Here is a 24,226-nt window from a genome sequence, read left to right as displayed (position 1 = left end):
TCGTTTAAGAGCCCGCGCTTTCCAGGCGCGGGCTTTTTCGTGCCCATTGCCTAAAGCATTGCACACGATATGGTTGACATCAGTCATACCGGAGGGCGTCGGGTGTTTGGTTCAAGGTTCGTCAGACTGCTGTTTTGGCTCGCGCTTCTGACGCTCGGGCCAATCGCCACTCAGGCCCAAAGCCCCGCGCAGCCGCCAGCCGCCACCACCCCCATGCCGCCGGACAAGGTGCGGCAGATGATGGAGCTGATGCAGGCGCCCGAAGTGCAGAGCTGGATGGCGTCGCAGATGAAGACGGCACCGGCGGGCACGGCTGCGGCAGACGACGGGCAGATGTCGGTTCTCTCGGGCCTGCTCGGCCATGCGCGCCGCCATGTCGAGATGGTCTCGCATGCGGCGATGGAGCTGCCGGCGGAAATCGAAACGGCCGATGGCATCGTCGATCGCGAGGTCGAGCCGGCCGGCGCCGGTTGGGTCGTCGTCGAGGTGCTGACGCTGCTTCTCGCCGGTACGCTTGCCGAACTGCTGTTCCGGGCGGTGACGCCCCGGCCGCGGGTGCGCCGGGCCGATACGGAAGAACCGGCGGCACTGCATCATGCGGGCGCCAATATCTTCTACCGTGTCATTCCGGCGATCGTCTTTGCCATCGCAACGATGATCCCGTTGCTCGCCTTCAACTGGCCGCCGGTCAGCCAGTCAATGGCGATCGCCGTTGCCGTCGCGCTGATCGCGGCGCGGTTCACGATCTCGATCGGCCGTATGCTGGTCGTCTTGGTGACGCTGGCGCGGGCCGATGGCGAGCGGGATGTCTCGCGGGCCAAGGCGCTGTTCTGGTTCCGCCGCGCCGCCGTGTTCGGCATCTATTTCGCTTTCGGCTGGGCCGTCATTCAGGTGATGGAGCCGCTCGGCTTCTCGCCGGGCTCACGCTATTTCGTCGCCTATATCCTCGGCATTGGCCTGTTCCTGATCGCTGTCGAAGCGGTCTGGTCGCGCCCGTCGGATGGGTCCCGCCACAGTACTGCGGTGGCCTGGGCTCTGACGATCTATTTCCTGGCGCTCTGGATATTGTGGGTAACCGGGTTCAACTGGCTGCTCTGGCTCGGCATCTATGCGCTGCTGCTGCCGAAGGTTCTGTCGGTCGCGACGGCTGCCGTGCGCGCGCTGCATCAGGCCGAAGCCGGTTTCCTTGCCAATCGCCGCATCGCCACCGTGCTGCTCGATCGCGGCGTGCGTGCGTTGATCATTGCCGCGGCGGCGATCTGGATCGGTAAGGTCATGGGCGTCGGCGCCGATACGATGGCGGCCGGTGAAACGATGACCGACCGCATCGCCCGCGGCGTCATCGGCGGCATCGTCGTGCTGCTTGCGGCCGATCTGCTCTGGCATCTGGTCAAGGCCTATATCGACGGCAAGCTTCTCGATCAGCCGCTGGATAGCGCTGCATCGGATGAGGAGAAGGCCAGACGCGCTCGTCTGCAGACGCTACTGCCGATCTTCCGCAACATCATCGCCGTCGTCATTGCCGTCATCGCCATCCTGATGGTGCTGTCGGGGCTTGGTATCGAGATCGCGCCGTTGATTGCCGGTGCCGGCGTTGTCGGCGTTGCCGTCGGCTTCGGGGCGCAGACGATCGTCAAGGATGTGATCAGCGGCATGTTCTATCTGTGGGACGATGCCTTCCGCGTCGGCGAATATATCGAGAGCGGCAGCCACAAGGGCGTCGTCGAGGCCTTCAGCCTGCGCTCGGTGAAGCTGCGCCATCATCGCGGGCCGCTGACCACCGTGCCCTTCGGCGAACTCGGCGCCGTCAAGAACCTCAACCGCGATTGGACGATCGACAAGATCAGCCTGAACGTCACCTATGACACCGATCTGGTGAAGGCCAAGAAGGTGATCAAGCAGATCGGCCAGTCGCTGCTCGAAAACCCGGAATTCGGGCCGCATATCATCGAGACCCTGAAGATGAAGGGCGTCGAGCAGTTCGGCGAGTTCGCGATCGAGATCCGGTTGTCGATGATGACGAAGCCCGGCGAACAGTTCGTCATCCGCCGCAATGCGCTGGCGATGATCCGCAACGCCTTCAAGGAAAACGGCATCGAATTCGCCGTTCCGACCGTCCAGGTGGCGGGCGAGGGGCGCGATCCGGAAGCGATGGCAGCCGCCGCGCGCTATGCGGCGCAGGCCCGTGCGGGAGGCGAGCCGGCTGCCTGATCGGCTGCCGGGGTGCGACGGAATGTTACAAAAACGCAATGCCGCCTTGCGTTTGGCGGCGCTAATTTTGCCCCAATTCAAGCCGATGAGGCGCGCTCGGCGGCGGTTGGGTAGAGCTTGCGGGGGCTGATAGAGCTTGCCTGCAGCATATGCTAGTGCTTTGCCGAACGATTCACGCCACGCTGGCGATCGGCAGGGGTAACATGGCGAGTCAGAACAGTCTGGAAGAGATGGAAAGCGAAGAGGCCGGTGGGTTTCGCGGCTTTCTCCGGCGATATCGCACGCAGCTCGTGGCAGCCGCGACGCTGGTCCTGTTCTGCATGGTCGGCTATGCCATCATGCAGCTTACGGATGAAGTCCGCTATGACGACGTCGTCGAAGCGCTTGCCGATACCCGCGTCAGTTCGATCCTGCTCGCGCTTCTATTCACCGGTCTCAGCTTCTTCGCGCTGATCTTCTATGATCTGAACGCCATCGATTATATCGGCAAGAAGCTGCCCTTTCCGCATGTGGCGCTGACGGCCTTCAGCGCCTATGCGGTCGGCAACACCGCCGGTTTCGGCGCGCTCAGCGGCGGCGCGATCCGTTATCGCGCCTATTCACGCCTCGGCCTGACGCCCGAAGATATCGGCCGCGTCATCGCCTTCGTGACGCTGTCTTTCGGTCTCGGTCTTGCCAGCGTCGCGGCAATCGCGCTGATGATCATCGCCGATGAAATCGGGCCGCTGATCAACACCAATGCGCTGCTGCTGCGCATCATCGCCGGTGCAATCCTCGCCGCACTTGCTTTCGTGGTCTATCTCGGTCGCGATGGCCGGGCGGTCAATCTCGGCCCGATCGCCGTCCGCCTGCCGGATTCGCGCACTTGGTCGCGCCAGTTCCTCGTCACCGCCTTCGATATCGCGGCGTCGGCGACCGTGCTCTACGTTCTCCTGCCGCAGACGGCGATCAGCTGGCCGGTGTTTCTGGCGGTCTATGCGATTGCCGTCGGTCTCGGCGTTCTCAGCCACGTTCCGGCCGGTCTCGGCGTTTTCGAAACCGTCATTATCGCCTCGCTCGGCAGCGCGGTGAATATCGATGCGGTTCTCGGTTCGCTGGTTCTCTATCGCCTGATCTATCATGTGCTGCCGCTGCTGATTGCGGTGCTTGCGGTATCGCTGACCGAGCTTCGCCGCTTCGTCGATCATCCGGCCGCATCGAGCATCCGTCGCATCGGCGGGCGCCTGACGCCGCAGCTGTTGTCGGCCTTTGCGCTGATCCTCGGCGTCATGCTGATCTTCTCGAGCGTCACGCCGACGCCAGACGAAAACCTCGAATTCCTGGCCAACTATCTGCCGCTGCCGATCGTCGAAGGCGCGCATTTCCTGTCGAGCCTGTTCGGCCTGGCGCTCGTTGTCGCCGCCCGCGGTCTTGGCCAGCGTCTCGATGGTGCCTGGCTGGTCTCGGTGGTCTCGGCCGTGCTGGCGCTGGCGCTGTCGCTCCTGAAGGCGATCGCGCTTGTCGAGGCGATCTTCCTGGCGATCCTGATCTTCAGCCTGTTCGTCAGCCGCCGGCTCTTCACCCGCCATGCCTCGCTCCTGAACCAGACGCTGACGGCGGCCTGGCTGATGGCGATTGCCGTCATCTGTGTCGGCGCGGTCGTCATCCTGCTCTTCGTCTATCGCGACGTCGAGTACAGCAACGAGCTCTGGTGGCAGTTCGAATTTGCCGCCGAAGCGCCGCGCGGCCTGCGCGCCGTGCTCGGCATCACCATCATCTCCTCGGCGATCGCGATCTTCAGCCTGCTGCGCCCGGCGACCTTCCGGCCGGAACCGGCGACAGAAGAGGCGCTGCAGCGCGCCGTCGATATCGTCAAGGCGCAGGACTATGCCGACGCCAATCTCGTTCGCATGGCCGACAAGAGCATCATGTTCTCCGAGAAGGGCGATGCTTTCATCATGTACGGCCGCCAGGGCCGCTCCTGGATCGCGCTGTTCGATCCGGTCGGCGAGCGGCATGCGATCCCGGAACTCGTCTGGAGCTTTGTGGAGGCGGCGCGCGCCGCGGGCTGCCGCGCGGTGTTCTACCAGATCTCTCCGGGGCTGCTGTCGCACTGCGCCGATGCGGGCCTGCGGGCCTTCAAGCTCGGCGAGCTCGCCGTTGCCGATCTCGGGGCCTTCGAGATGAAGGGCGGCAAGTGGGCGAACCTTCGCCAGACGGCAAGCCGCGCCCAGCGCGATGGCCTGAGCTTCGAGGTCGTTCCCGCCGACGGCGTACCGGCCATTCTCGGCGATCTCTCGGTGGTCTCCAGCTCCTGGCTCGAAGACCACAATGCCAAGGAGAAGGGCTTCTCGCTCGGCGCTTTCGAGCCCGACTATGTCAATTCGCAGCCGGTCGGCGTGTTGAAGAAGGACGGCAAGATCGTCGCCTTCGCCAATATCCTCGTTACCGAAACCAAATCCGAGGGCACGATCGACCTGATGCGCTTCTCGCCGGAAGCGCCGAAGGGCTCGATGGACTTCCTCTTCGTACAGATCATGGAATATCTCAGAGCCGAGGGCTACAAGCACTTCAACCTCGGCATGGCACCGCTTTCGGGCATGTCGAAGCGCGAAACGGCTCCGGTCTGGGACCGTATCGGCAGCACCGTCTTCGAGCACGGCGAGCGCTTCTACAATTTCAAAGGCCTTCGGGCATTCAAATCAAAGTTTCATCCGCACTGGCAACCGCGCTATCTTGCGGTTTCAGGAGGGGGCAATCCGATGATCGCGTTGATGGATGCGACCTTTCTCATCGGCGGCGGATTGAAGGGAGTCGTCAGGAAATGATCAGAAAATATCTCCTCGCAGCTGCTTGCGCCACGGCGCTGGCATTCCCGGCATTTGCCGCGGATGAAACCAACCAGGATTTCGAGACGGGCCTCATTCCGTCGCCGCACATCTTCCTGCCGAAGGGCGATGTGAAGGGTGCCGTGATGCTGATTTCGGACGGCGCAGGCTGGGGCGACAACGAAAAGGCCGAAGCGGACAAGCTGGTGGATGCCGGCGCTGTCGTGATCGGCGTCGATTTCACCTCCTATATCGATGCGCTGCGCAAATACGATGTCAGCGACAACGATGGCTGCATCTATCTCGTCTCGGATATCGAGTCGCTCAGCCAGCAAGTTCAACGCGCCGCCGGCAACAGCGCCTATCATCTGCCTATCATTGCCGGTATCGGCGAGGGCGGAGCATTGGTGCTGGCGATTGCCGCGCAGACCCCGGATGCGACGATCGGCCAGACGCTGGCGATCGATCCGGTTGCCGGTATCCCGCTGACCCAGCAGCTTTGCACCCCGGCCAGCAAGAAGACGGTCGGCGACCGGATGATCTATGGTCTCTCCGACGGCAGCCTGCCGGATCCGATCATCGCCGCCTTCACCTCGGCAGCGCCGAAGGACGGGCGCGAACATGTTGAAGAGCTGAAGAAGATTCATCCGAAGATCGATATCCGCGATGCGGACGACGATGCGCAGACGACGCTCTCGGATACGCTGGACCAACTGATGGACGAAGCCGGAAGCTCCGACAATCCGCTCGGCCTGCCGCTTTCGGTTCTCGACGCCAAGCCGGCGATGGACACGATGGCGGTCATCTATTCCGGTGACGGCGGCTGGCGCGATATCGACAAGGAAGTCGGCAGCAAGCTGCAGAAGGAAGGCATCCCGGTCGTCGGTATCGACTCGCTGCATTACTTCTGGTCGGAGCGGAAGCCGCAGGAGACGGCCGACGATCTCGGCAAGATCATTGACCTCTACCGCAAGCAGTGGAACGTCAAGCATGTGCTGCTGATCGGCTATTCCTTCGGCGCCGACGTGGTGCCCGCCACCTACAAGCTGCTGAAGCCGGCCGAGAAATCCTCGATCGTGCAGATTTCGCTGCTGTCGCTTTCGCATGAGGTCGATTACGTGATCTCGGTGATGGGCTGGCTCGGCCAGAAGACCGAGGGCGCCGGTGGCGACCCCGTTGCCGATCTCAAGGATGTCGATCCGAAGCTCGTGCAGTGCATCTACGGCAATGACGATGACGACGAAGTGGCATGCCCGGATCTGAAGGGCAGCGGTGCCTCCGTGGTCGAGCTGCCGGGCGACCATCACTTCGATGAGAATTACGACCTGCTGACCAAGACGATCGTCGATGCGCTGAAGTCGCGCCTCAACGATTAACGCATCAGCTTCTCTTCGCTCCAGCCGAGGGCGGCGATCTCGCCGCCCCGGAAGCGGGCATCGTCATCGACGATGAATTCGTCGAACTGCGGTGGCTTGACGCTGGAGCCCGCCAGCATGGCGTGGACCTGGCCCCTGTGATGGGTCTGGTGCTGGAAGAGATGGCTCAGCACATCGTCTGCGCGCTCTTCCTGAATGCGTCCTGTCCGGTGGAGCTGCATAGTGGCGGCCAAGGCGTCCTGCGTCAGTTTTTCGCAGAGGATGACGAGGCGCCCGTCGACCTTGCGCTGTTCCGCAATCAGCGCTTCCAGCGCCGTGAACGGCTCTTCCACTTCCCAGGCCTTCGGCCCGAGCGTTCCGCCTTCCAGCGCATCGACATAGAACCAGTCGACCGTGAGGATATGGTTCATGGTCATCCGGATCGACGGGAAGAAGCTGGTGCGATGCGCCTCGAATTCACCAGGCTGCAGCAGCAGGCAGGCATTGCTCAGCCGCAGATTGGCGAGCGCATTGTTATAGGCAAGCTTGCGGAACACCCTGCAGGGGTCGAAACCGGTCATGGCATGTCCTCCTCTTCTGGCTGGATCATGCGGCGCGCCGCCATCAGCCGTGTCTATGCAGCTCGGAATGGCTCTTCAACACCCGGCCACCGTCCTCCTGTTCGATCAGGTAGGCCGGCTCCTCCGGGCTCGCCTTCCGCTTGATGACGGCGCCTTCGATCGTCCGCTCGACGTCATCGGTAAAGCTCTGCCTGATCTTTCCGGTTCCAGTGCCCTTGCCCCATTTCCATTCGACGCTCGCGCCAGTCCGGTACTTCTGCATGGCGATCTCCTCTCGGAGTGGCAATGCGCAAGGCTAAACAGGGTTCCCTCAGATGTCTCGATCGAGATCGCCGTCACGCCAGACAACGTGCCGCGTCGTTGCCGGCAGATGCTCGATCTCGTCGGCGATGAAATAGGGAGGAATGTCGAGAGCCTTCAGCGCTTCCTTGGTCGCGGGTACCCACTTGAATTCGAGGACGTCCTTGCCGTCTTCGAGCTGGTGGACGATGTCGTGGGGACGGAAGGGGAAGCTTTCGGGAACCTCCATCAGGTAATAGAAGCCCAGCTCGTGCCAGTCGCGCTTCTCATAGTGGAAGAAGTTTTCGACGATCCAGAGCAGGCGCCCGACCTTGACCGAGACGCCGAGCTCCTCGACCATCTCGCGCTTCAAGGTCTCCTCCGACGTCTCGCCGATCTCGGCACGGCCGCCGGGAAAGGTCCAGAACGGCTCATGGACGGCGCGGTGGACCAGCACATGGCCCTCGCGAAAGGCGAGCCCGGCAATGCGATAGTTGAAACGCCCGGCAGGTCCATTCAGCCGGATCATCGTTCTCTTGGGCATGGTGCTCTCACTCGTCGCCCTGGAAGAGGCGGAATTGCGCCGCTTCGAGATCCTTCGGCGGCTGCATGCCCAGGTGCTTCCAGGCCGTCGCGGTCAGGACGCGGCCGCGCGGCGTGCGCTGGATGAAGCCCTGCTGGATCATGTAGGGCTCGATGATGTCCTCGATCGCATCGCGCGGCTCCGAGAGACCGGCGGCGATGGTTTCGATGCCGACCGGGCCGCCGCCGAAATTGACGGCGATCATGTTCAGATATCGCTTGTCGAGCTGGTCGAGACCGACATTGTCGACGAGCAGGCGGGTGAGCGCCTCATCGGCGATCTCGCGGGTGACGGCCTCGGCCTTGGCGACCTCGGCGAAATCGCGCACGCGGCGCAGCAGGCGGCCGGCGATGCGCGGCGTGCCACGGGCGCGCCGGGCGATTTCGCGGGCACCCTCATCGGTCATCGGCAGGTTCATCAGCCGGGCGCCGCGGCGCACGATCAGTTCCAGTTCCTCGACCGTATAGAAGGAGAGGCGAACCGGAATGCCGAAGCGATCACGCAGCGGCGTCGTCAGCAGGCCGAGACGGGTGGTGGCGGCAACCAGCGTGAATTTCGACAGGTCGATCTTCACCGAGCGGGCCGCCGGGCCTTCGCCGATGATCAGGTCGAGCTGGAAGTCCTCCATCGCCGGATAGAGGATTTCCTCGACGGCCGGGTTGAGGCGGTGGATTTCGTCGATGAAGAGCACGTCGCGCTCTTCGAGATTGGTGAGCAGCGCCGCCAGATCGCCGGCCTTGGCGATAACAGGACCGGAGGTCGAGCGGAAGTTGACGCCGAGTTCTTTCGCCATGATCTGCGCCAGCGTCGTCTTGCCGAGGCCGGGCGGGCCGACGAAGAGCACGTGATCCAGCGCCTCGCCACGGTTCTTGGCGGCCTCGATGAAGATTTTCAGATTGGCGCGCGCTTCCGCCTGGCCGGTAAACTCGTCCAACGACTGCGGGCGCAGCGTCACATCCAGGTCTTCGCCCCGCTTCTCCGGCGATATCAGGCGGGTTTCTTCACTCATGCAAGTAGTTCCATTCCGGGGACGCGCGATGCGGCCTTTTTATCGAAGGTCTTGATCGATTCACAGCCCGCTGCGAGAGAGCGGGCGGCAATGAGGGCATCGGCAAGGTCGGCATTCTCGCTGGCAACCAGCCGGAGCGCCTTGACGACGAGTTCATGGTGCTCGACGACGAGACCGCGGGTCTGCAGCAGCTTGCGAATGGCCAGGACCGCATCCTGCTTCTGAAAGCCAAGCCTGGCGCGCAGGGCCCAATCCAATTCGAGCACGGCGACCAGCGGCAAGAAGCCTTCGAAATCCCGGCCCATGCCTTCGGCAAAGCGCAAGGCGGCGCGCCTCTGTTGCTCGTCGTCATTGGTCAAAAGCCGGATGACGATATTGGTGTCGAGCCCGATCATCTTCATGCGGCGACGTCGGAGCTGTCAGTGTCTTTGGTGTCGGCCGCGTTGGTTCCCGCGGCCTTCAGGACGGCAGCGTCGATCTCGTCCAGCGTGGCCGCACCGTTCGGGGGCGATCCCAGCAGGCCTGCGAGATCCTTGAAGTCGATGTTCTTCGGCGTGATGATGACCTCGCCGTCGACGACGCTGTAAATGAGCTGGTCGCCCGGCCGCAGATCAAGTGCTTCCCGCATCTCCTTCGGGATCGTTACTTGCCCTTTTGCCGATATCGTCGCTTCCCAAACGGTCATCGTCCACTCCCATTCAAGTCGTCAGACAATACTCGAATTTTCTGCCAATATCAAAAACGTCGGAATTCATCGCGACAATTCCTTCAACCCCAACCGGATCAGCTTGGCGCTGTCGGCGCCTTCCCCCGCGGTCTTCATTGCGGCCGCAACGGCATTTGCCGCCTGATCGCGCGAGTAGCCGAGATTGGTGAGCGCCGAGACGGCGTCTGCGACCGGGGCGGAGGCGACGCCTTCGCCGATCTCCTGCTTGAGGCCCATGTTGATCGCCTCGCCGGCATAGGCGGGCGCCTTGTTCTTGAGCTCGGTGACGATGCGGACGGCAACCTTGGGGCCGACGCCCTGGGCGCGGGAGACGGCGGTCTTGTCCTGCAAGGCAATAGCGTTCGCGAGCTCGGCCGGCGTCAGGGTCGAAAGTACGGCCAGCGCTACTTTGGCGCCGACGCCCTGGACGCTCTGCAACAGGTTGAACCACTCGCGCTCGAGCACGCTCATGAAGCCGAAGAGCTTCAGCTGGTCCTCGCGCACATAGGTCTCGATGAAGAGCACGCAGGCCTCGCCGACCGAGCCGATCTTCGAGAGCGTGCGGCCGGAGCAATAGGCGACGTAGCAGACGCCGTGCACATCGACGAGCACATAGTCGTCGCCGATTTCCTCAACAGTGCCTTTCAGCTTTCCGATCATGATACGTCCGTCAGGGGTGGGTTTCGGGAGAGATGAGGTCGAGCGCCGGGAAATAGGAGCGATAGCGCGCGCCGTCACGCGTCAGCAGCCGGTGGCGGCCCCATTCCGCATGGGCTCCGACCAGAAAATCAGGAAGGGTTCGATCCCGCTGCCCTCCAGCATCGCGATAGCGCCGATGCGCCTTACCCGCGCGAAAGGCCGCCTCGAAAGGCAGTTCCTGCCGCACGAGGCCCAGCCAGGACAGCGCCCTCAACAGCTTCTCTTCTGCCGCTGACGTCGCGGCCAGCTCGGCCCATACGATCGGTGTCAATATCAATGGGCCTTCACCGGCACATCGCTTGAGTGCCTTGATAGACCAGGGTCTGAGGGCGGTCTGCGGTCCGAGAACATCGATCAGGACGTTGGTGTCAATGACGGTCGAGATCGTCACGCGGCCCCCTGATCCATTCCATATATTCGTCGGTGGTCATGCCTTCGAGATCAAGAGTGCCTTCGACATCGGCGGCCCACTCATCGAAGCCGCGCGCATCGGGCTCACTTCCCTTGACCTTGACGAGGGTGGCAGCATTGTCGCCGGCGATGAATTCGACCTCGGAGCCCGGGCTGATGCCCAGGTGGTCGCGAATGTCTTTCGGGATGGTCACCTGACCTTTTTCCGTCACGCGCATGGTAATACCTCTCAAGTAATACCTAGCGACGGAGGCGGAACAAGTCAAGAACAAATCATCCCGCCAGCGCCGCCATCCGCATCCGGGTGCCGCCGCGGTTGTGGGCGTGGCAGATGGCGATGGCGAGTGCGTCGGCGGCGTCGTTGCCCTTGAATTCCACCTTTGGCATCAGGATCTTCAGCATCATGTGGATCTGCTGTTTCTCGCCGTGGCCGACGCCGATGACGGCTTTCTTCACCGCGTTCGGGGCGTATTCGGCGACGGGCAGGCCGGCGCGGGCGGGGACGAGCATGGCGATACCGCGGGCCTGGCCGAGCTTCAGCGTGGCGACGGCGTCCTTGTTGACGAAGGTCTGTTCGACGGCGGCCTCGTCCGGCTTGTAGCTATGGACGATTTCGGCGAGCCCGTCATGCAGCTGGCAGAGGCGTGAGGCGAGGTCCATGTCGCCGTCCGATGTGACCGTGCCGGAGGCGACGAAGCGCAGCGAATTGCCCAGCGTGTCGATAACACCCCATCCCGTGCGGCGCAGGCCGGGATCGATGCCGATGATGCGAATCGTGTTTTGCATGGCTCACCATATTGCAGTTGCAAAATATCTGCCATCGATATGTGAACAAAACAAAAACATCTGAGGTTTTGCGTGGCGCTGTTTACTGCGAATTAAATCAGTTGTCTGAAATCTAATCCATCAAATGTGAGAGGGGCCGCTTTTTCGGAAGGTCAAGGCCCCCGATGTTCTGTTTTCGGTCAAGCCAGCTGCGAAAAGCCAGGCAAACCGCTCCGGAAGGGTTCTAGTTCATGGCGCAGAGATTTCAGTCTCTTTCCTTTAAAGTTATCGCGACATTCATTCTGCTCACGGCGCTCGCCGTCAGCACCATCAGCGTGCTCGGCTATTTTGCCAGCAGCCGCATTTCCGACGATCAGGCGCTGAAGGCGAAGGAGAGCGTGCTCATCTTCCGCGGCGACATGCTGCAGGATCAGTTGGAGCAGCTCGAAAACCAGGCGAATTCGATTGCGCGCATCGAGGCGCTGCAGATGTCGATCACCAGCCTGAAGAGCGGCTGGAAGACCATCGAGAAATCCTCGGGCGATGCCCGCGCCGAGCTGAAGAAGGTCTTCATCACCAACAACCCGAACCCGGCCGACCAGCGCGAGAAGCTGCTGAAGCCTGAGGGGCCGAGCGGGTTCTACTATTCGAACCATGAGAAGACGCAGGGCGAAGTCGCCCGCGACCTCGAAAACACCGCCTTCAGCGATCTGCTGATCACCGACATGGATGGCTCCGTTCTTTATTCCTACAAGAAGGACGACAATTTCGCCGAAAACCTGAAGTCCGACGTCTGGAAGGCGACCGGTGCCGGCCTTGCCTACGCGAAGGCTGTCGAGAACACCGCGAAGGCAACCGACGATTCCGCGCCGACGGCTTTCTCCGGCCTGCGGGTCGATGCCGGCAAGTCGGCGATCTTCTATGCCGTGCCGATCGTCAAGCTCGGCCAGGCCAAGGGCATCATCCTCTTCAAGGTGCGTGACGATATCGTCTCCAGCATCCTGTCGAAGGGCATCGTTTCCGGCAGCACGGCGCAGGCCGCGATCATCTCGTCGGATGGTTCCGCGATCGGCCTCAATGCCGAGGGCAAGCTCGCGACACTCGATACCGCCGCCTTCACCTTCATTCCGGATGCGCTCGCCAACAGCCAGGGCATGACGGTCGATGATTTCGCCCGCAGCGATGGCACGGCGCGTGCCTATGTCCGCGGTATCGATTATCACGGCGACCGTTTCCTGGTGGTCGAGAGCGTCCGCCTCAGCGAGCTGAATGCCGGCTCCATCGAGATTGCCACGCTGCTGACGATGATCGGCCTCGGCGCACTCGTCGTCATGGCGATCGCCACCGGCCTGATCACCAAGCTCCTCTTCTCGCCGCTTGCCCGTCTCGCCGGCAATACCCGCGATGTCGCCGACGGCAAGCTCGATACCGAGATAGGCAGCCAGAACCGCCATGACGAGATCGGCACGATGGCCAAGGCGCTGGCGCGCTTCAAGCAGTCGCTGCTCGACAGCCGCGAGCTCGAAGCCGCAAGTGCGGAGACCCGTTCGCTGGCGGAGCGCGAGCGTCAGGAAAATCTGATGCAGCGCGAAGCCGAGGCGAAGAGCCTGCAGGATGTCGTCCAGGCGCTCGACGAGGGCCTGCATCATCTGGCGCATGGCAATCTCGCCTATCAGATCGACACCCGCTTCCCGAGCGAGCTCGAAGGCCTGCGCGTCAATTTCAACGAGGCGCTCGCAACGCTCAGCGAAACGATGACGGCGATCGGCGGAAACTCGATGGCTGTCCGCTCCGGCTCGGAAGAGATGCGCAACGGCGCCGACGATCTTGCCGGCCGCACCGAGCGCCAGGCCGCCTCGATCACCGAGACCGCCAATGCGATCGATGCGATCACCCAGTCGGTCCGCATCCAGATCGAGCGTGCCGAACAGGCCGAGCGGATCGCCCGCGACGCCAAGAAGGAAACCTCCGGCTCCAGCGACATCATGCGCGAGACGATCGCGGCGATGGAAGCCATCCAGGCCTCATCGCGCCAGATCAACTCGATCATCTCTGTGATCGACGAGATCGCCTTCCAGACCAACTTGCTTGCGCTGAACGCCGGTGTCGAGGCTGCGCGCGCCGGTGAATCCGGCAAGGGCTTTGCCGTCGTCGCCATGGAAGTGCGCGAACTGGCGCAGCGCTCGTCGAGTGCCGCCAAGGAAATCGCCAGCCTGCTGCAGAAATCGACGCATGAGGTCGAAAGCGGCGTGTCGCTGGTCGAGCGGGCAGGCGTCGCGCTCACCGGCATCGGCAGCCATGTCGAGGCGATCAACGGCCAGATCCACGAGATCATGGAATCGACCCGCGAAGAGGCCGATACACTGCGCCAGATCAACAGCGCGGTGGCCGAACTGGATTCGATGACGCAGCAGAATGCGGCGATGGTCGAGGAAAGCACGGCGGCGATCCATCGCCTCGCCAGCGAAGCGCTGGAGATGGACCGTCAGCTCGGCAACTTCACGCTGCCGCAGGGCCATCATCACCAAAGCGCGGAAGTGCACGTGCTCCGGCACCGCCGGGCTTCCTAACGCTCTCGAAGGGTAAGGCGACTCCAGCCATCAAGTTCGGTCTGGAGTCGCTTGAAACAGCGGCCTCATCAGAGGCTCAGGTCCAGACCGAGCTTCCTGCTCAGCAGGAAGGCGGCGAGCCCCACGCCCAATACCGCTACCGCGAAGAGTCCCGCCATCATGCCGCCCGATCGCAGCAGCGCTCGCCTGTCGCCCTTCTCCGCTCGGTCATAATGCCATTTGATGGCGAAGAACATCGCTATTCCCAGGGCAAGAACCTTGAATGTAACGAAGACTACCGGAACCCAATCCATACTAAAAACTCTTATGTGTATCAGTTGCGCTCCTTATGATCCCATATCGGGCAAGCGCCTACTTCCGATTATGCAAAGCAGATATGTAATAGTAGGTGGTGCTTACTTGGGCTGATCCGCGGTTCCGCGGAGCGTCCGCTTGGGGCCGGAGCCAACACCGGTCATGGGCCGCTTTGCACCACTTGCGGACATCGCATAAACCGAAAGCTTGCCGGTCGCTCAGCTCACATTCGCAAATATCGAAACGATATACTTCACCCGCTCGCCGCGGAACGCCGCCCTGATGCGCCCATGGCGCTCAAGCTCCGCCAATCCGTGCAAAGCAGCCCAAAAAGACTCAGTCGCTATTTCAGGATCGGCGCAAAACGGTTCAACGACCGCCATCATGGCCCCGAACCCATCGCGCAGGACCTGAGGGGTATCGGACTTTGCGAACCGAAGGCCGCTCGGCAGAACGAACATGGCTTCGTAGAGAGCTGGCCTTTCGAATGCGAATTCAAGGTAGGCCGTTGCGACCGCTTCGATAGCCTCTGCCGGCGTTGCATCTCTGGCGACCGACGCCCGCAACGCCGGCCCCAGTTCTGCGAAACCCTCAAGCGCGACCGCGCCGACGATCGCGTCACGGCTTTCGAAATGGGCGTAGAGTACGGGCTGACTGTACTCGATCTCCTGTGCAAGGCGTCGGACGGTGACTGACGCCCAGCCATCCCTTTCGGCAAGCATTCTTGCCGCCACGATGATCCGCTGCTCCCGATCCGCTCTTTCCCGCTCTTTACGCTCGCTGATACCCATGCTTTCCCCGTCGATCCGTCGGCAGGACTTTAGCGATCTTAATTATTCATGGCAACGATTGACAATCTAGCAATGCTATATTTATGTTCGCCGCTATCGTCGCGACGGCGATCGAACGTTAGGGTCTTCCAATGTCCAACCTGATTTCATTTTCGCTCGGTAATGCCGCGACGCTGGCGGCTGCTGCGGCGTTTCTCATCGGCAGCATCGTCAACGCCAGTGCTCGCAAGCCGATCCGCGAAGAATTCGTGCGTTACGGATTTCCATGGTGGTGGTGCTGGATCACCGCGCTGCTTGAATTCACGACCGCTGTTCTTCTTGTCCTGCGCCCGACATTCACGCTTGGAGTGGCGCTTGGGGCTTGCATCATGACTGCAGCGATCTTCGCTGTCGTGCGAGCGCGTGACTTCCGCCACATCCCGCCGCCGGCGGTATTCCTGCTGCTTCTGATCATCGCAGCATTGGTCCAGTTCTCATAGTTTCGATGGGAAACCGTCGGCCTCAAACATCAAAACCGCCGAACGTCGAACAGCGTCATCTATTTGCTGACCAGGCGACCAGCCCTTTTTCTTCGCCGCGGGGTTTGGATGCGGCGCCCCTACCACCTACATAGCCGGTAACCCCACATTCCCGACCGGCAGGTTTTCATGATTCCCTTTTCCATCCTCGATCTCTCGCCCGTTCCAGAAGGCACGACCGTCAGCCAATCTCTCGCGGGTTCTGCCCGGATGGCGCAGAAGGCGGAGGAATATGGCTACAAGCGCTTCTGGCTTGCCGAGCATCACGGCATGCCGGGTATCGCCAGTGCGGCGACAGCGGTGGTGATCGGCCATGTCGGCGCGGCGACGAAGACCATCCGCATCGGCTCGGGCGGCATCATGCTGCCGAACCATTCGCCGCTCGTCATTGCCGAGCAGTTCGGCACGCTGGCAGCGCTGTTCCCGGGTCGCGTCGATCTCGGCCTCGGCCGGGCGCCGGGCACGGATATGCGCACCGCCCAGGCGCTGCGGCGCAATCTCGATGCCGGTGCACAGAGCTTCCCGCACGATGTCGTCGAGTTGCAGCAGCTGCTCGGCGAGCCGGTCGAGAACCAGGCGATCCTCGCCGTTCCCGGCAACCGGAGCCATGTGCCGATCTGGCTGCTCGGTTCCAGCCTCTACAGCGCGCAGCTCGCCGCCATGCTCGGTCTGCCCTATGCCTTCGCCTCGCATTTCGCGCCGGATTCGCTGCTCGATGCGATCGATATCTATCGCAGCAAGTTCCAGCCGTCGGCCGTTCTCGATCAGCCTTATGTGATGGCGGGCGTCATGGGCTCGGTGGCGCCGACAGACGAAGAGGCGGAGTATCACTTCACTTCGGCGCAGCAGCAGTTCGTCAATCTGAGGCGCAATGTGCGCGGCCAGTTCCCGAAGCCGGTGAAGGATATGGAGAGCTTCTGGTCGCCGATGGAGAAGCTCAATGTCGAGCATACGCTGCGCTACGCCGTTGTCGGTTCGCCGCAGACGGCGGAGGCGAAGCTCAAGGAATTCCTCAAGGAGACCGAGGCCGACGAGCTGATCATCTCCATGCCGATCCACGATATCGAGGCCAGGCTGAAATCGGTCGAGCTGTTCGCCGGCCTCGGCAGCTTCATGAGCGCGGCCGCCTAATCGCCAATCGTCTCGCCGGGATAGACGCCCCAGAGGGCGGCCTGCTCGACGAAGCCGGAGAGATCCTGGTGCGGCAGATCGATGGCGCACCAGCTTCCGTCGCAGCTCTTGATATGAACGAGGACGCGGGCCATCAGCTCGGCGGAGACCGCCGCGTTTTCGCGCGCCGCCTTGTGCAGGCTGGCCGGCTGTTTCAGCCACGGACCGATGACGGCGGTCCGGCGTGACGACAGCAGCGCGCGGTGCATCCAGCCGGAGATGCCGTCGCTATCGCGCACTTGGCGCCAGTTATCGTATTCGGCGGTGATCTCCAGCGGCAGGCCCGATTTCACATAGATCCACTTGGTGCCGTAATCGAGCGACGGGCCGATGCGCATGCGCGCATTGCCGGTTTTCAGCGAGACGAAGCGGGGAACCGGCAGACCGGTCTCCCGGCCTTTCGTCGCGGTGTCGGGGATGGCGGATGCCTCGCTGGCCATCAGCGGCGCAAGGAGTGAGAAGGCGAGGGCTAGAAGCCCTCTGGTGCGGCCGAGACGCAAGGGGATGCCCACGTCAGTTGCACTTGCTGACCTGCTTCAGCGCGGCGGTGATGCCGTCGAGGGAATAGGTGTAGCTCGTATCGGTGCCGCGGCTGGAGGTCGCCTCCAGAACCATCTCGCTGCCGCCGCGCATGGCGCGGATCATCTCGGGCTCACGCTCCTCGTGCTGCATCCAGGCAGCGTTCTCGCGGGTGAACATCCAGAAGGTCTGGTCGCCGATGCGGACCTTGACGCGCGAACTGTCCTTCAGTTCGTAGCCCATGCGGGCCTGCGGCTCGAACTGGCCCGAGGCGCCGGGGCCGACCATGAAGAAGTTGTTGCCGTGGCTGACGTTGGCAGGCGTCTGCCCGGTCGGCACCGTCAGGAGGTAGCAGACGGTCTGGCCGTTGGCCTTGTAGGAGTAGACGCCCCAATCGTTGAAGCGCTTGACCATCGAAGGCTGCGCTTGCGCGGCGAAGGCGCCGAGCAACGAAAAGGAGAGAACGAGAGCAAGTTTCTTCATGGCATTTCCCCGCCGATGGTGTGAAGGACGCTGGCCTGAGACAGACCGGCTGGAGGCAGGGGCATTGAAGGGCGGCAGCGTTACCGCTTCCTTAAAAACAGGCGGCGGTTCACGGAGCTGTGAACCGCTTTGATCCAGATCACAGCAGCGCGGCAATCGGCGCCGCGCAGTTTCGCTTCAGCACTGCGTCGATCGACAGCGCTCCGGCGCCCGATATCGCCAGCACGAACATGCCGCCGGCGATGGCGAAGTCCTTCTCGAAATGCAGGAGTTCGTTCTGGCTGGTGAAATCCGTGTGGAAGAGCAGGGCCGTCAGCAGGCAGAAGGTGCCGAGCGCTGCGGCACCCAGCCGCGTTGCCAATCCGGCTGCGACCGAGAAGCCGGCCGCAAGCTGCAGCAGGATGACGCCGATGGCGACGGGCAGTTCGAGACCGAGCCTGGCGAAGGCCTGGGCGGTGGCGTTGAAATTCAGCGCCAGCGTTGCGCCCTCATGCAGAAAGATCGCCGATAGCAGCAGGCGTCCGCCAAGCAGCACCGTACTTGCGCCGGCGGATCGGGGGAGGGAGTGTTCCATGATCATCTCCTTGGGTGAGCAGGGCGAGCGGCAGCGCCGCCCGCCCCGGGGCAATCGCCGTCAGTTGCCGCCCCGTGCGGCGATTGCCTCTTGTAGGTCTTCGAGCTCCTCGCAGCCGGCCGGGCAAAGCTGCTTCAGCGACGCGAGCTGTTCGTTTGCCTTGTCCGGTTTGCCGGTCTGCAGGTAGAGCTCGCCGAGATATTCGTGTGCCGCCTTGTGATCCGGCTGCAGCTCGAGCGCCTTGGTGTAGTAGGTCAGCGACGTTTCGTAGTCGCCGGTCATGCGCAGTGTGTAGCCGAGCAGATTGTAGACGTCGGCCTGCTGGTTATCCTCGGCGAGGCCGCGGAGTTCCGTGAGTGCCGCCTGATAGTCCTTGGTGGCGATCTTGGCGCGGACGGAGGTGAGATCCGGGCCATCGCCGGTTTCCATGTTGTCGACCGCATAGGCGGGCATTGCCGTCAGCGCCGACATTGCGGAACCGGCTGCGGAAAGGGCGCAGAAGCCCATGACGCCGAGAACGGCGTAGCTGGTGAACGAGCGTTTCATGACCGTTATCTCCTCAGGCGTCAGGCCTGGCTTGTCGGTGTGAAGGCATAGGCGTTTCCGTCCTTGACGAAGCTGCCGGAGCCGGGGAAGGGGAAGTGCGAGCCGCAGATGGCGATCTTGTCGGCGATGACGCGATCGATCAGCTTGCGGCGGCTGGTGATGGCAAGCGGCCCGTCCTGATCGTAGCTGCCCTGCCATTCCGGATGCGGGGCGAGCAGTGCCGGCACATACATGATGTCGGCGGAAACCAGCAGCTGGCTGTTTCCCGAGTTGACCAGATAGGTCGAATGTCCCGGCGTATGGCCAGGCGCCGAAATCAGCTCGATGCCGGGTGCCACTTCCGCGCCGTCCTCGACCAGCTTCCAGTTCTTCCATTTCGGGAAGACTTCGGCGATCCGCTTTCCGGCGCCCTTGCGGCCCTCGGGAAGCTTGTCGACCCGGCCGGGATCGGTCCACCAGTTATACTCGGCGGAATGAACGACGAGCTCGGCATTCGGGAAAACAGGTGCGTTGGAACCCTTTTCCATCAAGCCCCAGACGTGGTCAGGGTGGAAATGCGAGATCATCACCGTGTCGATCTTCCGGTAGTCGATGCCTGCGGCCGCCATGTTGCCGGGCAGGTGGGTGGCGTTTGCCTGCCACTGGCCGACGCCGGAGCCGGCATCCATCATGATCAGCCGGTCACCGACCTTCAGCACGACGACCGTCAGCGGGATCGGCATGAAATCGGTCGGCAGATGGGCGGCGGCCAGCGCCTGCTTGGTCTCGTCGACCGAGACGTCCTTGATGAAGGCGGGATCGTGCGGCTTGCGCCAGATGCCGTCATAGATGGCGGTCACTTCGATATCGCCGACCTTGTAGCGATAGAAGCCGGTGGCCGGTTCGTCTGCCGATGCGGCGAAGGCCGGCGGTACGAATTCGAGCTTGGATGCGAGGCCGAATGCGGCTGCCGCGGCGGCCGAACCGAGCAGCGTACGGCGTGACATTTCGAACATGGGGATGCCTCCTCTGGCTTGTCCGTTGTCTCAGCAGGACCGGGATAGGTTCGACGTCCCCGCTGCAGAACTAGACCGCAGTGGCTGCGCGCTTATTCCCTGATGCCAGGAATTTTCTCATCAAGCCGTTGAAAGAAATCGGCTATTTTTATCGCGGCGGAAATTGCGCGAAAAAATACAGGCGAGATGGAATAAAATGGGGCCTCCATCGATCTAGTCGATAAAGGGTCGCGTTGCCTGCAGGGCGCCCTGAGGATTAGAGTCGGCTGGCTGCAGCCGCAGGGGACGTGATGACCCAAGTCAGTATTGCCTACCCCATGCCATTGGATGACCAGCTGGCCGAAGCCGTTCTGCGGTGGCGGCGGCGCTCGCGCTCGCTGGCCGGGCTTGCCAGCCGGCTGTTTGTCGAGGCCGCGTCTGTCCTCGTCGGCTATATGGAGATGGCCCGCGATCAGGGGCGCGCCCGCGCCGCCCAGCCGCTGCAGGCCGACCAGACGCTGCGCTTCCAGCAGAATATCCTGCCGCATCTGGACGCCGCCTATAATTTCGCGCGCTTCCTCAGCCGGGATCAGGATGCGGCGCAGGATATCGTCCAGGACGCCTTCCTGCGGGCCTATCGCAGCTTCGAGACATATCGGGGCGGCGATCCCAGGGCCTGGGTGTTTTCGATCGTCCGCAACTGCCATCTCGCCTGGCAGCAGCAGGGACGGCGCAAGGCGCGTTTCGAGACGCCGCTCGATGGCGATGCCGGAAGCGAAAGCCCGGCGCACGAGATCGCTGCCGATGACGACACGGCGGAGACGGCGATGATCCGCGAGAGCGAGTCATCGCGCGTGCGCCATGTCATCGCCATGCTGCCGGAAGCGATGCGTGAGATCCTGGTGCTGCGCGAGTTGGAAGAGCTTTCCTACAAGCAGATCGCAGAGGTTATCGACGTGCCGATCGGCACCGTCATGTCGCGCATCGCCCGCGCGCGGCGCGAATTCGGCGAAGCCTGGGATGCGTTCGAAAATGGCGGGGCACGGGCATGAGCGATACGCCGAAACAGGGCTGCGACCAGTGGGGACCGGTGCTGCACGCCTTCATCGATGGCGAGCTCGATCTGGTGCGGGCGGCGGACCTGGAGGCTCATCTTGCGGGGTGCCCGGATTGCCGGGCGGAGATGGAAAGGGTACGTGGGGTGCGGCAACTGATCGGGCGGGATGGCGTGCGCTTCAAGATGCCGGAAGAGGTGCGCGCGCAGGTGCTGACGGCGCTCTCGCGGGAGCAGGCCGCGGGCATTCCGGCGCAAAGGCGCGTCGAGACGGCATCCCCATGGGGCCGCTTCTTCCGCTTCGTGCGCGACTGGAGCTTCGTGCCGTCGCTGGCGGCATTGGCCGCGAGCGCCATGCTGTTCGTCAACGCACCGGCGCCAGAACTCGGCATTCAGGACCAGCTGCTCGCTAGCCATGTCCAGTCGATGCTGGCGGATCACCTCGTTGATGTGCAGACCTCGAACCAGCATACGGTCAAGCCCTGGTTTAATGGCCGCATCGATTTCTCGCCGCCGGTCAATGATCTCGCCAAGGATGGTTTCCCGCTGGTCGGCGGGCGTGTCGATTATATCGGCGGCCGGGTGGTGGCGGCGCTCGTCTACAGGCGCAACGGTCACGTCATCAATCTCTTCATCTGGCCGCAGGCATCAGGCAGGCAGACGGACAGCGAACACGACGGCTACAACATGGCCGAATGGTCGGCCAACGGGCTGGTGTTCTGGGCGGTGTCGGATGTCAGCGCAGGAGACCTCGCCGCCTTCCGCTCAAGCTTCATTCGCGCCGCCGCCGGCATGTGACGCAAAAGAAAAAGGCGGGCCTGAGCCCGCCTTTAGGATGCCGTCCCAAAGGGGCGATCAAGCCGAAAGCTTGGCCAGCACTTCCTCGGAGACTTCGAAATTCGAATAGACGTTCTGGACGTCGTCGTCGTCTTCGAGATTGTCGATCATCTTCATCAGCGACTGGGCTTTTTCTTCGTCGACCGGCACGTTGTTCTGGGCGCGCCAGACGGCCTTGACGGTTTCGGCTTCGCCGAGCGTTGCTTCGAGCGCCTTGGCAACTTCGCCGAGGCTTTCGAAACCGGTCGTGATGTAGTGGCCTTCCTCGTCGGTCTCGACGTCGTCGGCGCCGGCTTCGATCGCAGCTTCCATCACCTTGTCGGCATCGCCTGCCGAAAGCTTGTAGGTGATTTCGCCGACGTGATCGAACGAGAAGGAGACCGAGCCGGTTTCGCCGAGTGCGCCGCCGGCCTTGGTGAAGATCGAGCGGACATTCGAGGCGGTGCGGTTGCGGTTGTCGGTCAGCGCTTCGACGATGACGGCGGTGCCGCCCGGGCCGTAGCCTTCGTAGCGGATCTGCTCGTAGTTCTCGCCATCGCTGCCGGCTGCCTTCTTGATGGCACGGTCGATATTGTCTTTCGGCATCGACTGGGCCTTGGCGTTCTGGATTGCCAGGCGCAGGCTCGCGTTCATCGCCGGGTCGGGCAGACCGGCCTTGGCGGCAACGGTGATTTCGCGCGCCAGCTTGGAGAACATTTTCGACCGCACGGCGTCCTGACGGCCCTTGCGATGCATGATGTTTTTAAACTGTGAATGGCCAGCCATGGCACCCCTGTTCACGTCTCATTGTTCGGAATGGGCCGCCTTATAAGAGCGAAACGGGTCGTATTCAAGCGGAAAGCAGCTTTCGGCCCTGCTGCACAGGCTGTGCAAATCATCGGAACAAAGCCGGTGGACCTGACGTTTTGAGCGGGAAACGCAAACGGAAAGGAATGGCCATGGCAAGCTTCAGCGAAGCCCGCGAACATCCGGCACAGCAGCTCTGGGAGCAGGTGAACGGCATTCACGCCGGGATGCTCGGCGTTGACGGCGCCGACATGCATATGCAGCCCATGGCGCCGCATGCCGATCCGAAGACCAACACGATCTGGTTCTACACCAAATCCGATGCGGATATCGCCCGCGCCATCAAGTCCGGCGCTCGCGCCCATTTCTGTGTGGTCGGCAAGGATCACGACTACCATGCGTGCCTCGCGGGCAAGATCGAGGTCAAGGCCGACCCCGGCAAGGTGGAGGAATACTGGAATTCCATCGTCGCCGCCTGGTACGAGAACGGCAAGAAGGACCCGAAGCTGACGATGCTCGCCATGCATGTCGACGACGCGGAGATTTGGGTCTCGACCGGAAGCAAGCTGAAATTCGGCTGGGAGATCGCCAAGGCCAATCTGGATGATGAGAAGACGCCGGATGTCGGGATCAAGCGGCATTTGCAGTTTGCTTGAGCAAGTTAAAGTTTGGAGGGGGCTCGTGCTGCCCCCCTCACTGCACATCCCGCATCACATAAATCTGCGGCTTCCGCGGCAGCGTCCGCAGTGACACCGTGAGCGTATTGTTCTGCGCCATCTGGATATCGAATTCCTTGCCGATCATCGCCAGGAATCGCTCGACCGGCGGGCCGCGGCGGTGCATCGGGAGCACGATCGAGGAGCGCAGCCGCTTGATCACCCGGCTCATGCTGTCAGGGCCCATCGTCAGTCCGCCATCAACAGGCACCATGACGATGTCGAGGCGGCCGATCTCCGTATAATGCGCGTCGGTCAGCTCGTAATGCAGGTGGCCGAGATGGCCGATGCAGAGGCCGGCGATCTCGAAGATGAAGATCGAATTGCCGTCCTGCTGCGATCCGCCGAGGCCGTAGCTGAAGCGGATATCGGTGGTGACGTTGCGGATATAGGCGTCGCCGACGACCAGATCGACCTTGGCCTTTTCGCCGGGCACATCGCTCCAGCCGTGCAGCACATGCTTGATCGCCGGATCCGGCGTCAGCGTGTAATGCGTCTGGTGCGCCTTGTTCATGGTGACGACATCAGGGGTCACCGAGGGCTGATAGATGCCGTTATAATCGGTGGCGATGACGATGCCGCCGGGCGTGTCGATCTCGAAGGTCGAATGTCCGAGGAAGGTGAAGGTTACGTCTTCGCCTTCCGAGACGGCGGGGATGATCGGGGCGCTAGGCGAGAAGCTTGCGAACTGCGCTTTCGGAATTCCCTGCGCGATCGCCTGGCACTGGCTGACATTCTTGCGCTGTTCCTGGGAGCTTGCCGCCTGCGGCAGGGCGAGCGAGGCAAGGCATGCGATCGCGAGGACAAGACATTGCGGCTTCATGCCACCCCTCCGGCGCTTTCACGGCTAGCCGGAAGGATGCGGCAAGGCGCCGCAGGGGTCCAGATGCGGGGTGCTCACGTTTGCGTGTTGGGGGCGGTCGCCGTCTTTTGCGTCGGCGGGTGGCAGCCCCCCTCTGCCCTGCCGGGCATCTCCCCCACAGGTGGG

28 protein-coding genes are annotated in these 24,226 nt (G+C 62.6%); 9 read left to right on the top strand and 19 right to left on the bottom strand.

Annotated elements, in window-relative coordinates:
* Positions 1-69: 69 nt before the first annotated feature.
* The 3 genes from ACODR6_RS26715 to ACODR6_RS26705 all read left to right on the top strand — a co-directional run bounded on the left by ACODR6_RS26715 (position 70) and on the right by ACODR6_RS26705 (position 6,394).
* Entirely contained in the window at positions 70-2,211 is a 2,142-nt protein-coding gene (locus ACODR6_RS26715) for a mechanosensitive ion channel family protein (protein WP_203428080.1), read from the top strand.
* 203 nt (positions 2,212-2,414) lie between these two features.
* Positions 2,415-5,018, top strand: a complete 2,604-nt coding sequence (gene mprF / locus ACODR6_RS26710; RefSeq protein WP_203428081.1) for a bifunctional lysylphosphatidylglycerol flippase/synthetase MprF — start codon at positions 2,415-2,417, stop codon at positions 5,016-5,018.
* A complete protein-coding gene (locus ACODR6_RS26705) occupies positions 5,015-6,394 on the top strand; it encodes a virulence factor family protein (protein WP_489025371.1) in 1,380 nt (459 codons plus the stop codon). The genes mprF and ACODR6_RS26705 overlap by 4 nt, the downstream gene beginning before the upstream one ends.
* Here ACODR6_RS26705 and ACODR6_RS26700 read toward each other — a convergent pair.
* The 10 genes from ACODR6_RS26700 to ruvC form a co-directional block, all read right to left on the bottom strand.
* Positions 6,391-6,954, bottom strand: a complete 564-nt coding sequence (locus ACODR6_RS26700; RefSeq protein ID WP_489025369.1) for a DinB family protein — start codon at positions 6,952-6,954, stop codon at positions 6,391-6,393. The genes ACODR6_RS26705 and ACODR6_RS26700 overlap by 4 nt on opposite strands.
* Before the next feature lie 43 nt (positions 6,955-6,997).
* Positions 6,998-7,216, bottom strand: a complete 219-nt coding sequence (locus tag ACODR6_RS26695; RefSeq protein WP_112718836.1) for a hypervirulence associated TUDOR domain-containing protein — start codon at positions 7,214-7,216, stop codon at positions 6,998-7,000.
* A gap of 48 nt (positions 7,217-7,264) precedes the next feature.
* Positions 7,265-7,777 carry an NUDIX hydrolase gene (locus tag ACODR6_RS26690; RefSeq protein WP_489025366.1) on the bottom strand — a complete coding sequence of 171 codons (513 nt, stop codon included), beginning with the start codon at positions 7,775-7,777 and terminating at the stop codon, positions 7,265-7,267.
* A 7-nt stretch (positions 7,778-7,784) separates the two neighbouring features.
* The gene (gene ruvB, locus ACODR6_RS26685; RefSeq protein WP_130281989.1) at positions 7,785-8,825 is read right to left on the bottom strand and encodes a Holliday junction branch migration DNA helicase RuvB; all 1,041 of its coding nucleotides are present in this window, start codon (positions 8,823-8,825) and stop codon (positions 7,785-7,787) included.
* Positions 8,822-9,226, bottom strand: a complete 405-nt coding sequence (locus ACODR6_RS26680) for a type II toxin-antitoxin system VapC family toxin (RefSeq protein WP_489025364.1) — start codon at positions 9,224-9,226, stop codon at positions 8,822-8,824. The genes ruvB and ACODR6_RS26680 overlap by 4 nt, the downstream gene beginning before the upstream one ends.
* On the bottom strand, positions 9,223-9,510 hold the full coding sequence (locus ACODR6_RS26675; protein WP_489025363.1) for an AbrB/MazE/SpoVT family DNA-binding domain-containing protein: 288 nt from the start codon (positions 9,508-9,510) through the stop codon (positions 9,223-9,225). Before ACODR6_RS26675 ends, ACODR6_RS26680 begins: the two co-directional genes overlap by 4 nt.
* 66 nt (positions 9,511-9,576) lie before the next feature.
* Positions 9,577-10,191 (bottom strand): Holliday junction branch migration protein RuvA, encoded by a 615-nt coding sequence (gene ruvA / locus ACODR6_RS26670; protein WP_112718840.1) that lies wholly within the window; start codon positions 10,189-10,191, stop codon positions 9,577-9,579.
* Positions 10,192-10,201: 10 nt separating this feature from the next.
* A complete protein-coding gene (locus ACODR6_RS26665; RefSeq protein ID WP_203428086.1) occupies positions 10,202-10,621 on the bottom strand; it encodes a type II toxin-antitoxin system VapC family toxin in 420 nt (139 codons plus the stop codon).
* A complete protein-coding gene (locus ACODR6_RS26660) occupies positions 10,599-10,859 on the bottom strand; it encodes an AbrB/MazE/SpoVT family DNA-binding domain-containing protein (protein WP_025555430.1) in 261 nt (86 codons plus the stop codon). The genes ACODR6_RS26665 and ACODR6_RS26660 overlap by 23 nt, the downstream gene beginning before the upstream one ends.
* 55 nt (positions 10,860-10,914) lie before the next feature.
* Positions 10,915-11,427, bottom strand: a complete 513-nt coding sequence (gene ruvC, locus ACODR6_RS26655; protein ID WP_025555429.1) for a crossover junction endodeoxyribonuclease RuvC — start codon at positions 11,425-11,427, stop codon at positions 10,915-10,917.
* A 230-nt stretch (positions 11,428-11,657) separates the two neighbouring features.
* Here ruvC and ACODR6_RS26650 point away from each other — a divergent pair, with 230 nt between their 5' ends.
* Positions 11,658-13,976 (top strand): methyl-accepting chemotaxis protein, encoded by a 2,319-nt coding sequence (locus ACODR6_RS26650; RefSeq protein WP_489025359.1) that lies wholly within the window; start codon positions 11,658-11,660, stop codon positions 13,974-13,976.
* Positions 13,977-14,044: 68 nt separating this feature from the next.
* Here the strand turns inward: ACODR6_RS26650 and ACODR6_RS26645 are convergent, their stop codons facing one another.
* Both ACODR6_RS26645 and ACODR6_RS26640 read right to left on the bottom strand, forming a co-directional pair.
* Positions 14,045-14,212 carry a hypothetical protein gene (locus ACODR6_RS26645; RefSeq protein WP_489025357.1) on the bottom strand — a complete coding sequence of 56 codons (168 nt, stop codon included), beginning with the start codon at positions 14,210-14,212 and terminating at the stop codon, positions 14,045-14,047.
* A 276-nt stretch (positions 14,213-14,488) separates the two neighbouring features.
* Positions 14,489-15,061: a TetR/AcrR family transcriptional regulator gene (locus tag ACODR6_RS26640; protein WP_112718844.1), complete on the bottom strand. Its 573-nt coding sequence runs from the start codon at positions 15,059-15,061 to the stop codon at positions 14,489-14,491.
* 131 nt (positions 15,062-15,192) lie between these two features.
* Between ACODR6_RS26640 and ACODR6_RS26635 the strand changes: the two genes are divergently transcribed.
* Positions 15,193-15,540, top strand: coding sequence for a DoxX family protein (locus ACODR6_RS26635; RefSeq protein WP_203430067.1), 348 nt, complete (start codon positions 15,193-15,195; stop codon positions 15,538-15,540).
* Positions 15,541-15,708: 168 nt separating this feature from the next.
* Complete coding sequence (locus ACODR6_RS26630) at positions 15,709-16,710, top strand: LLM class flavin-dependent oxidoreductase (protein WP_130281975.1); 1,002 nt, start codon at positions 15,709-15,711, stop codon at positions 16,708-16,710.
* Here the strand turns inward: ACODR6_RS26630 and ACODR6_RS26625 are convergent.
* The 5 genes from ACODR6_RS26625 to ACODR6_RS26605 all read right to left on the bottom strand — a co-directional run bounded on the left by ACODR6_RS26625 (position 16,707) and on the right by ACODR6_RS26605 (position 19,866).
* Entirely contained in the window at positions 16,707-17,261 is a 555-nt protein-coding gene (locus ACODR6_RS26625; protein ID WP_246777442.1) for an SH3 domain-containing protein, read from the bottom strand. The two genes, ACODR6_RS26630 and ACODR6_RS26625, sit on opposite strands and share 4 nt — an antisense overlap.
* Position 17,262: 1 nt before the next feature.
* On the bottom strand, positions 17,263-17,751 hold the full coding sequence (locus ACODR6_RS26620; RefSeq protein ID WP_130281973.1) for an invasion associated locus B family protein: 489 nt from the start codon (positions 17,749-17,751) through the stop codon (positions 17,263-17,265).
* Positions 17,752-17,890: 139 nt separating this feature from the next.
* Positions 17,891-18,325: a DoxX family protein gene (locus tag ACODR6_RS26615; protein WP_130281971.1), complete on the bottom strand. Its 435-nt coding sequence runs from the start codon at positions 18,323-18,325 to the stop codon at positions 17,891-17,893.
* Between the two features lie 60 nt (positions 18,326-18,385).
* Positions 18,386-18,871 (bottom strand): tetratricopeptide repeat protein, encoded by a 486-nt coding sequence (locus tag ACODR6_RS26610; protein WP_489025354.1) that lies wholly within the window; start codon positions 18,869-18,871, stop codon positions 18,386-18,388.
* A 20-nt stretch (positions 18,872-18,891) separates the two neighbouring features.
* Positions 18,892-19,866: an MBL fold metallo-hydrolase gene (locus tag ACODR6_RS26605; protein WP_489025352.1), complete on the bottom strand. Its 975-nt coding sequence runs from the start codon at positions 19,864-19,866 to the stop codon at positions 18,892-18,894.
* Positions 19,867-20,153: 287 nt separating this feature from the next.
* Here ACODR6_RS26605 and ACODR6_RS26600 point away from each other — a divergent pair, with 287 nt between their 5' ends.
* Both ACODR6_RS26600 and ACODR6_RS26595 read left to right on the top strand, forming a co-directional pair.
* Positions 20,154-20,897: a sigma-70 family RNA polymerase sigma factor gene (locus ACODR6_RS26600; protein ID WP_489025350.1), complete on the top strand. Its 744-nt coding sequence runs from the start codon at positions 20,154-20,156 to the stop codon at positions 20,895-20,897.
* Positions 20,894-21,697 carry an anti-sigma factor family protein gene (locus ACODR6_RS26595; RefSeq protein WP_489025349.1) on the top strand — a complete coding sequence of 268 codons (804 nt, stop codon included), beginning with the start codon at positions 20,894-20,896 and terminating at the stop codon, positions 21,695-21,697. Before ACODR6_RS26600 ends, ACODR6_RS26595 begins: the two co-directional genes overlap by 4 nt.
* Positions 21,698-21,754: 57 nt before the next feature.
* Here ACODR6_RS26595 and ACODR6_RS26590 read toward each other — a convergent pair whose 3' ends face one another.
* Positions 21,755-22,501, bottom strand: a complete 747-nt coding sequence (locus tag ACODR6_RS26590) for a YebC/PmpR family DNA-binding transcriptional regulator (protein ID WP_130281961.1) — start codon at positions 22,499-22,501, stop codon at positions 21,755-21,757.
* 173 nt (positions 22,502-22,674) lie between these two features.
* Here ACODR6_RS26590 and ACODR6_RS26585 point away from each other — a divergent pair, with 173 nt between their 5' ends.
* Positions 22,675-23,178: a pyridoxamine 5'-phosphate oxidase family protein gene (locus ACODR6_RS26585; protein ID WP_112718908.1), complete on the top strand. Its 504-nt coding sequence runs from the start codon at positions 22,675-22,677 to the stop codon at positions 23,176-23,178.
* Between the two features lie 37 nt (positions 23,179-23,215).
* On the opposite strand, the gene ACODR6_RS26580 is transcribed toward ACODR6_RS26585, so the two are convergent.
* Positions 23,216-24,061 (bottom strand): MBL fold metallo-hydrolase, encoded by an 846-nt coding sequence (locus tag ACODR6_RS26580; RefSeq protein WP_489025346.1) that lies wholly within the window; start codon positions 24,059-24,061, stop codon positions 23,216-23,218.
* Positions 24,062-24,226 lie beyond the last annotated feature (165 nt).

Source organism: Rhizobium sp. FG96, assembly GCF_057808655.1.
Note: the sequence above shows the minus strand (reverse complement) of the source record. Positions and strands in the feature narration are given on the sequence as shown.

Bases quoted from the DNA above. Each gene is read 5' to 3' on its own strand.
- ACODR6_RS26715 (WP_203428080.1), top strand. From the start codon at position 70: ATGGTTGACATCAGTCATACCGGAGGGCGTCGGGTGTTTGGTTCAAGG.
- mprF (WP_203428081.1), top strand. From the start codon at position 2,415: ATGGCGAGTCAGAACAGTCTGGAAGAGATGGAAAGCGAAGAGGCCGGT.
- ACODR6_RS26705 (WP_489025371.1), top strand. From the start codon at position 5,015: ATGATCAGAAAATATCTCCTCGCAGCTGCTTGCGCCACGGCGCTGGCA.
- ACODR6_RS26700 (WP_489025369.1), bottom strand. From the start codon at position 6,954: ATGACCGGTTTCGACCCCTGCAGGGTGTTCCGCAAGCTTGCCTATAAC.
- ACODR6_RS26695 (WP_112718836.1), bottom strand. From the start codon at position 7,216: ATGCAGAAGTACCGGACTGGCGCGAGCGTCGAATGGAAATGGGGCAAG.
- ACODR6_RS26690 (WP_489025366.1), bottom strand. From the start codon at position 7,777: ATGCCCAAGAGAACGATGATCCGGCTGAATGGACCTGCCGGGCGTTTC.
- ruvB (WP_130281989.1), bottom strand. From the start codon at position 8,825: ATGAGTGAAGAAACCCGCCTGATATCGCCGGAGAAGCGGGGCGAAGAC.
- ACODR6_RS26680 (WP_489025364.1), bottom strand. From the start codon at position 9,226: ATGAAGATGATCGGGCTCGACACCAATATCGTCATCCGGCTTTTGACC.
- ACODR6_RS26675 (WP_489025363.1), bottom strand. From the start codon at position 9,510: ATGACCGTTTGGGAAGCGACGATATCGGCAAAAGGGCAAGTAACGATC.
- ruvA (WP_112718840.1), bottom strand. From the start codon at position 10,191: ATGATCGGAAAGCTGAAAGGCACTGTTGAGGAAATCGGCGACGACTAT.
- ACODR6_RS26660 (WP_025555430.1), bottom strand. From the start codon at position 10,859: ATGCGCGTGACGGAAAAAGGTCAGGTGACCATCCCGAAAGACATTCGC.
- ruvC (WP_025555429.1), bottom strand. From the start codon at position 11,427: ATGCAAAACACGATTCGCATCATCGGCATCGATCCCGGCCTGCGCCGC.
- ACODR6_RS26650 (WP_489025359.1), top strand. From the start codon at position 11,658: ATGGCGCAGAGATTTCAGTCTCTTTCCTTTAAAGTTATCGCGACATTC.
- ACODR6_RS26645 (WP_489025357.1), bottom strand. From the start codon at position 14,212: ATGTTCTTCGCCATCAAATGGCATTATGACCGAGCGGAGAAGGGCGAC.
- ACODR6_RS26640 (WP_112718844.1), bottom strand. From the start codon at position 15,061: ATGGGTATCAGCGAGCGTAAAGAGCGGGAAAGAGCGGATCGGGAGCAG.
- ACODR6_RS26635 (WP_203430067.1), top strand. From the start codon at position 15,193: ATGTCCAACCTGATTTCATTTTCGCTCGGTAATGCCGCGACGCTGGCG.
- ACODR6_RS26630 (WP_130281975.1), top strand. From the start codon at position 15,709: ATGATTCCCTTTTCCATCCTCGATCTCTCGCCCGTTCCAGAAGGCACG.
- ACODR6_RS26620 (WP_130281973.1), bottom strand. From the start codon at position 17,751: ATGAAGAAACTTGCTCTCGTTCTCTCCTTTTCGTTGCTCGGCGCCTTC.
- ACODR6_RS26615 (WP_130281971.1), bottom strand. From the start codon at position 18,325: ATGGAACACTCCCTCCCCCGATCCGCCGGCGCAAGTACGGTGCTGCTT.
- ACODR6_RS26610 (WP_489025354.1), bottom strand. From the start codon at position 18,871: ATGAAACGCTCGTTCACCAGCTACGCCGTTCTCGGCGTCATGGGCTTC.
- ACODR6_RS26605 (WP_489025352.1), bottom strand. From the start codon at position 19,866: ATGTTCGAAATGTCACGCCGTACGCTGCTCGGTTCGGCCGCCGCGGCA.
- ACODR6_RS26595 (WP_489025349.1), top strand. From the start codon at position 20,894: ATGAGCGATACGCCGAAACAGGGCTGCGACCAGTGGGGACCGGTGCTG.
- ACODR6_RS26590 (WP_130281961.1), bottom strand. From the start codon at position 22,501: ATGGCTGGCCATTCACAGTTTAAAAACATCATGCATCGCAAGGGCCGT.
- ACODR6_RS26585 (WP_112718908.1), top strand. From the start codon at position 22,675: ATGGCAAGCTTCAGCGAAGCCCGCGAACATCCGGCACAGCAGCTCTGG.
- ACODR6_RS26580 (WP_489025346.1), bottom strand. From the start codon at position 24,061: ATGAAGCCGCAATGTCTTGTCCTCGCGATCGCATGCCTTGCCTCGCTC.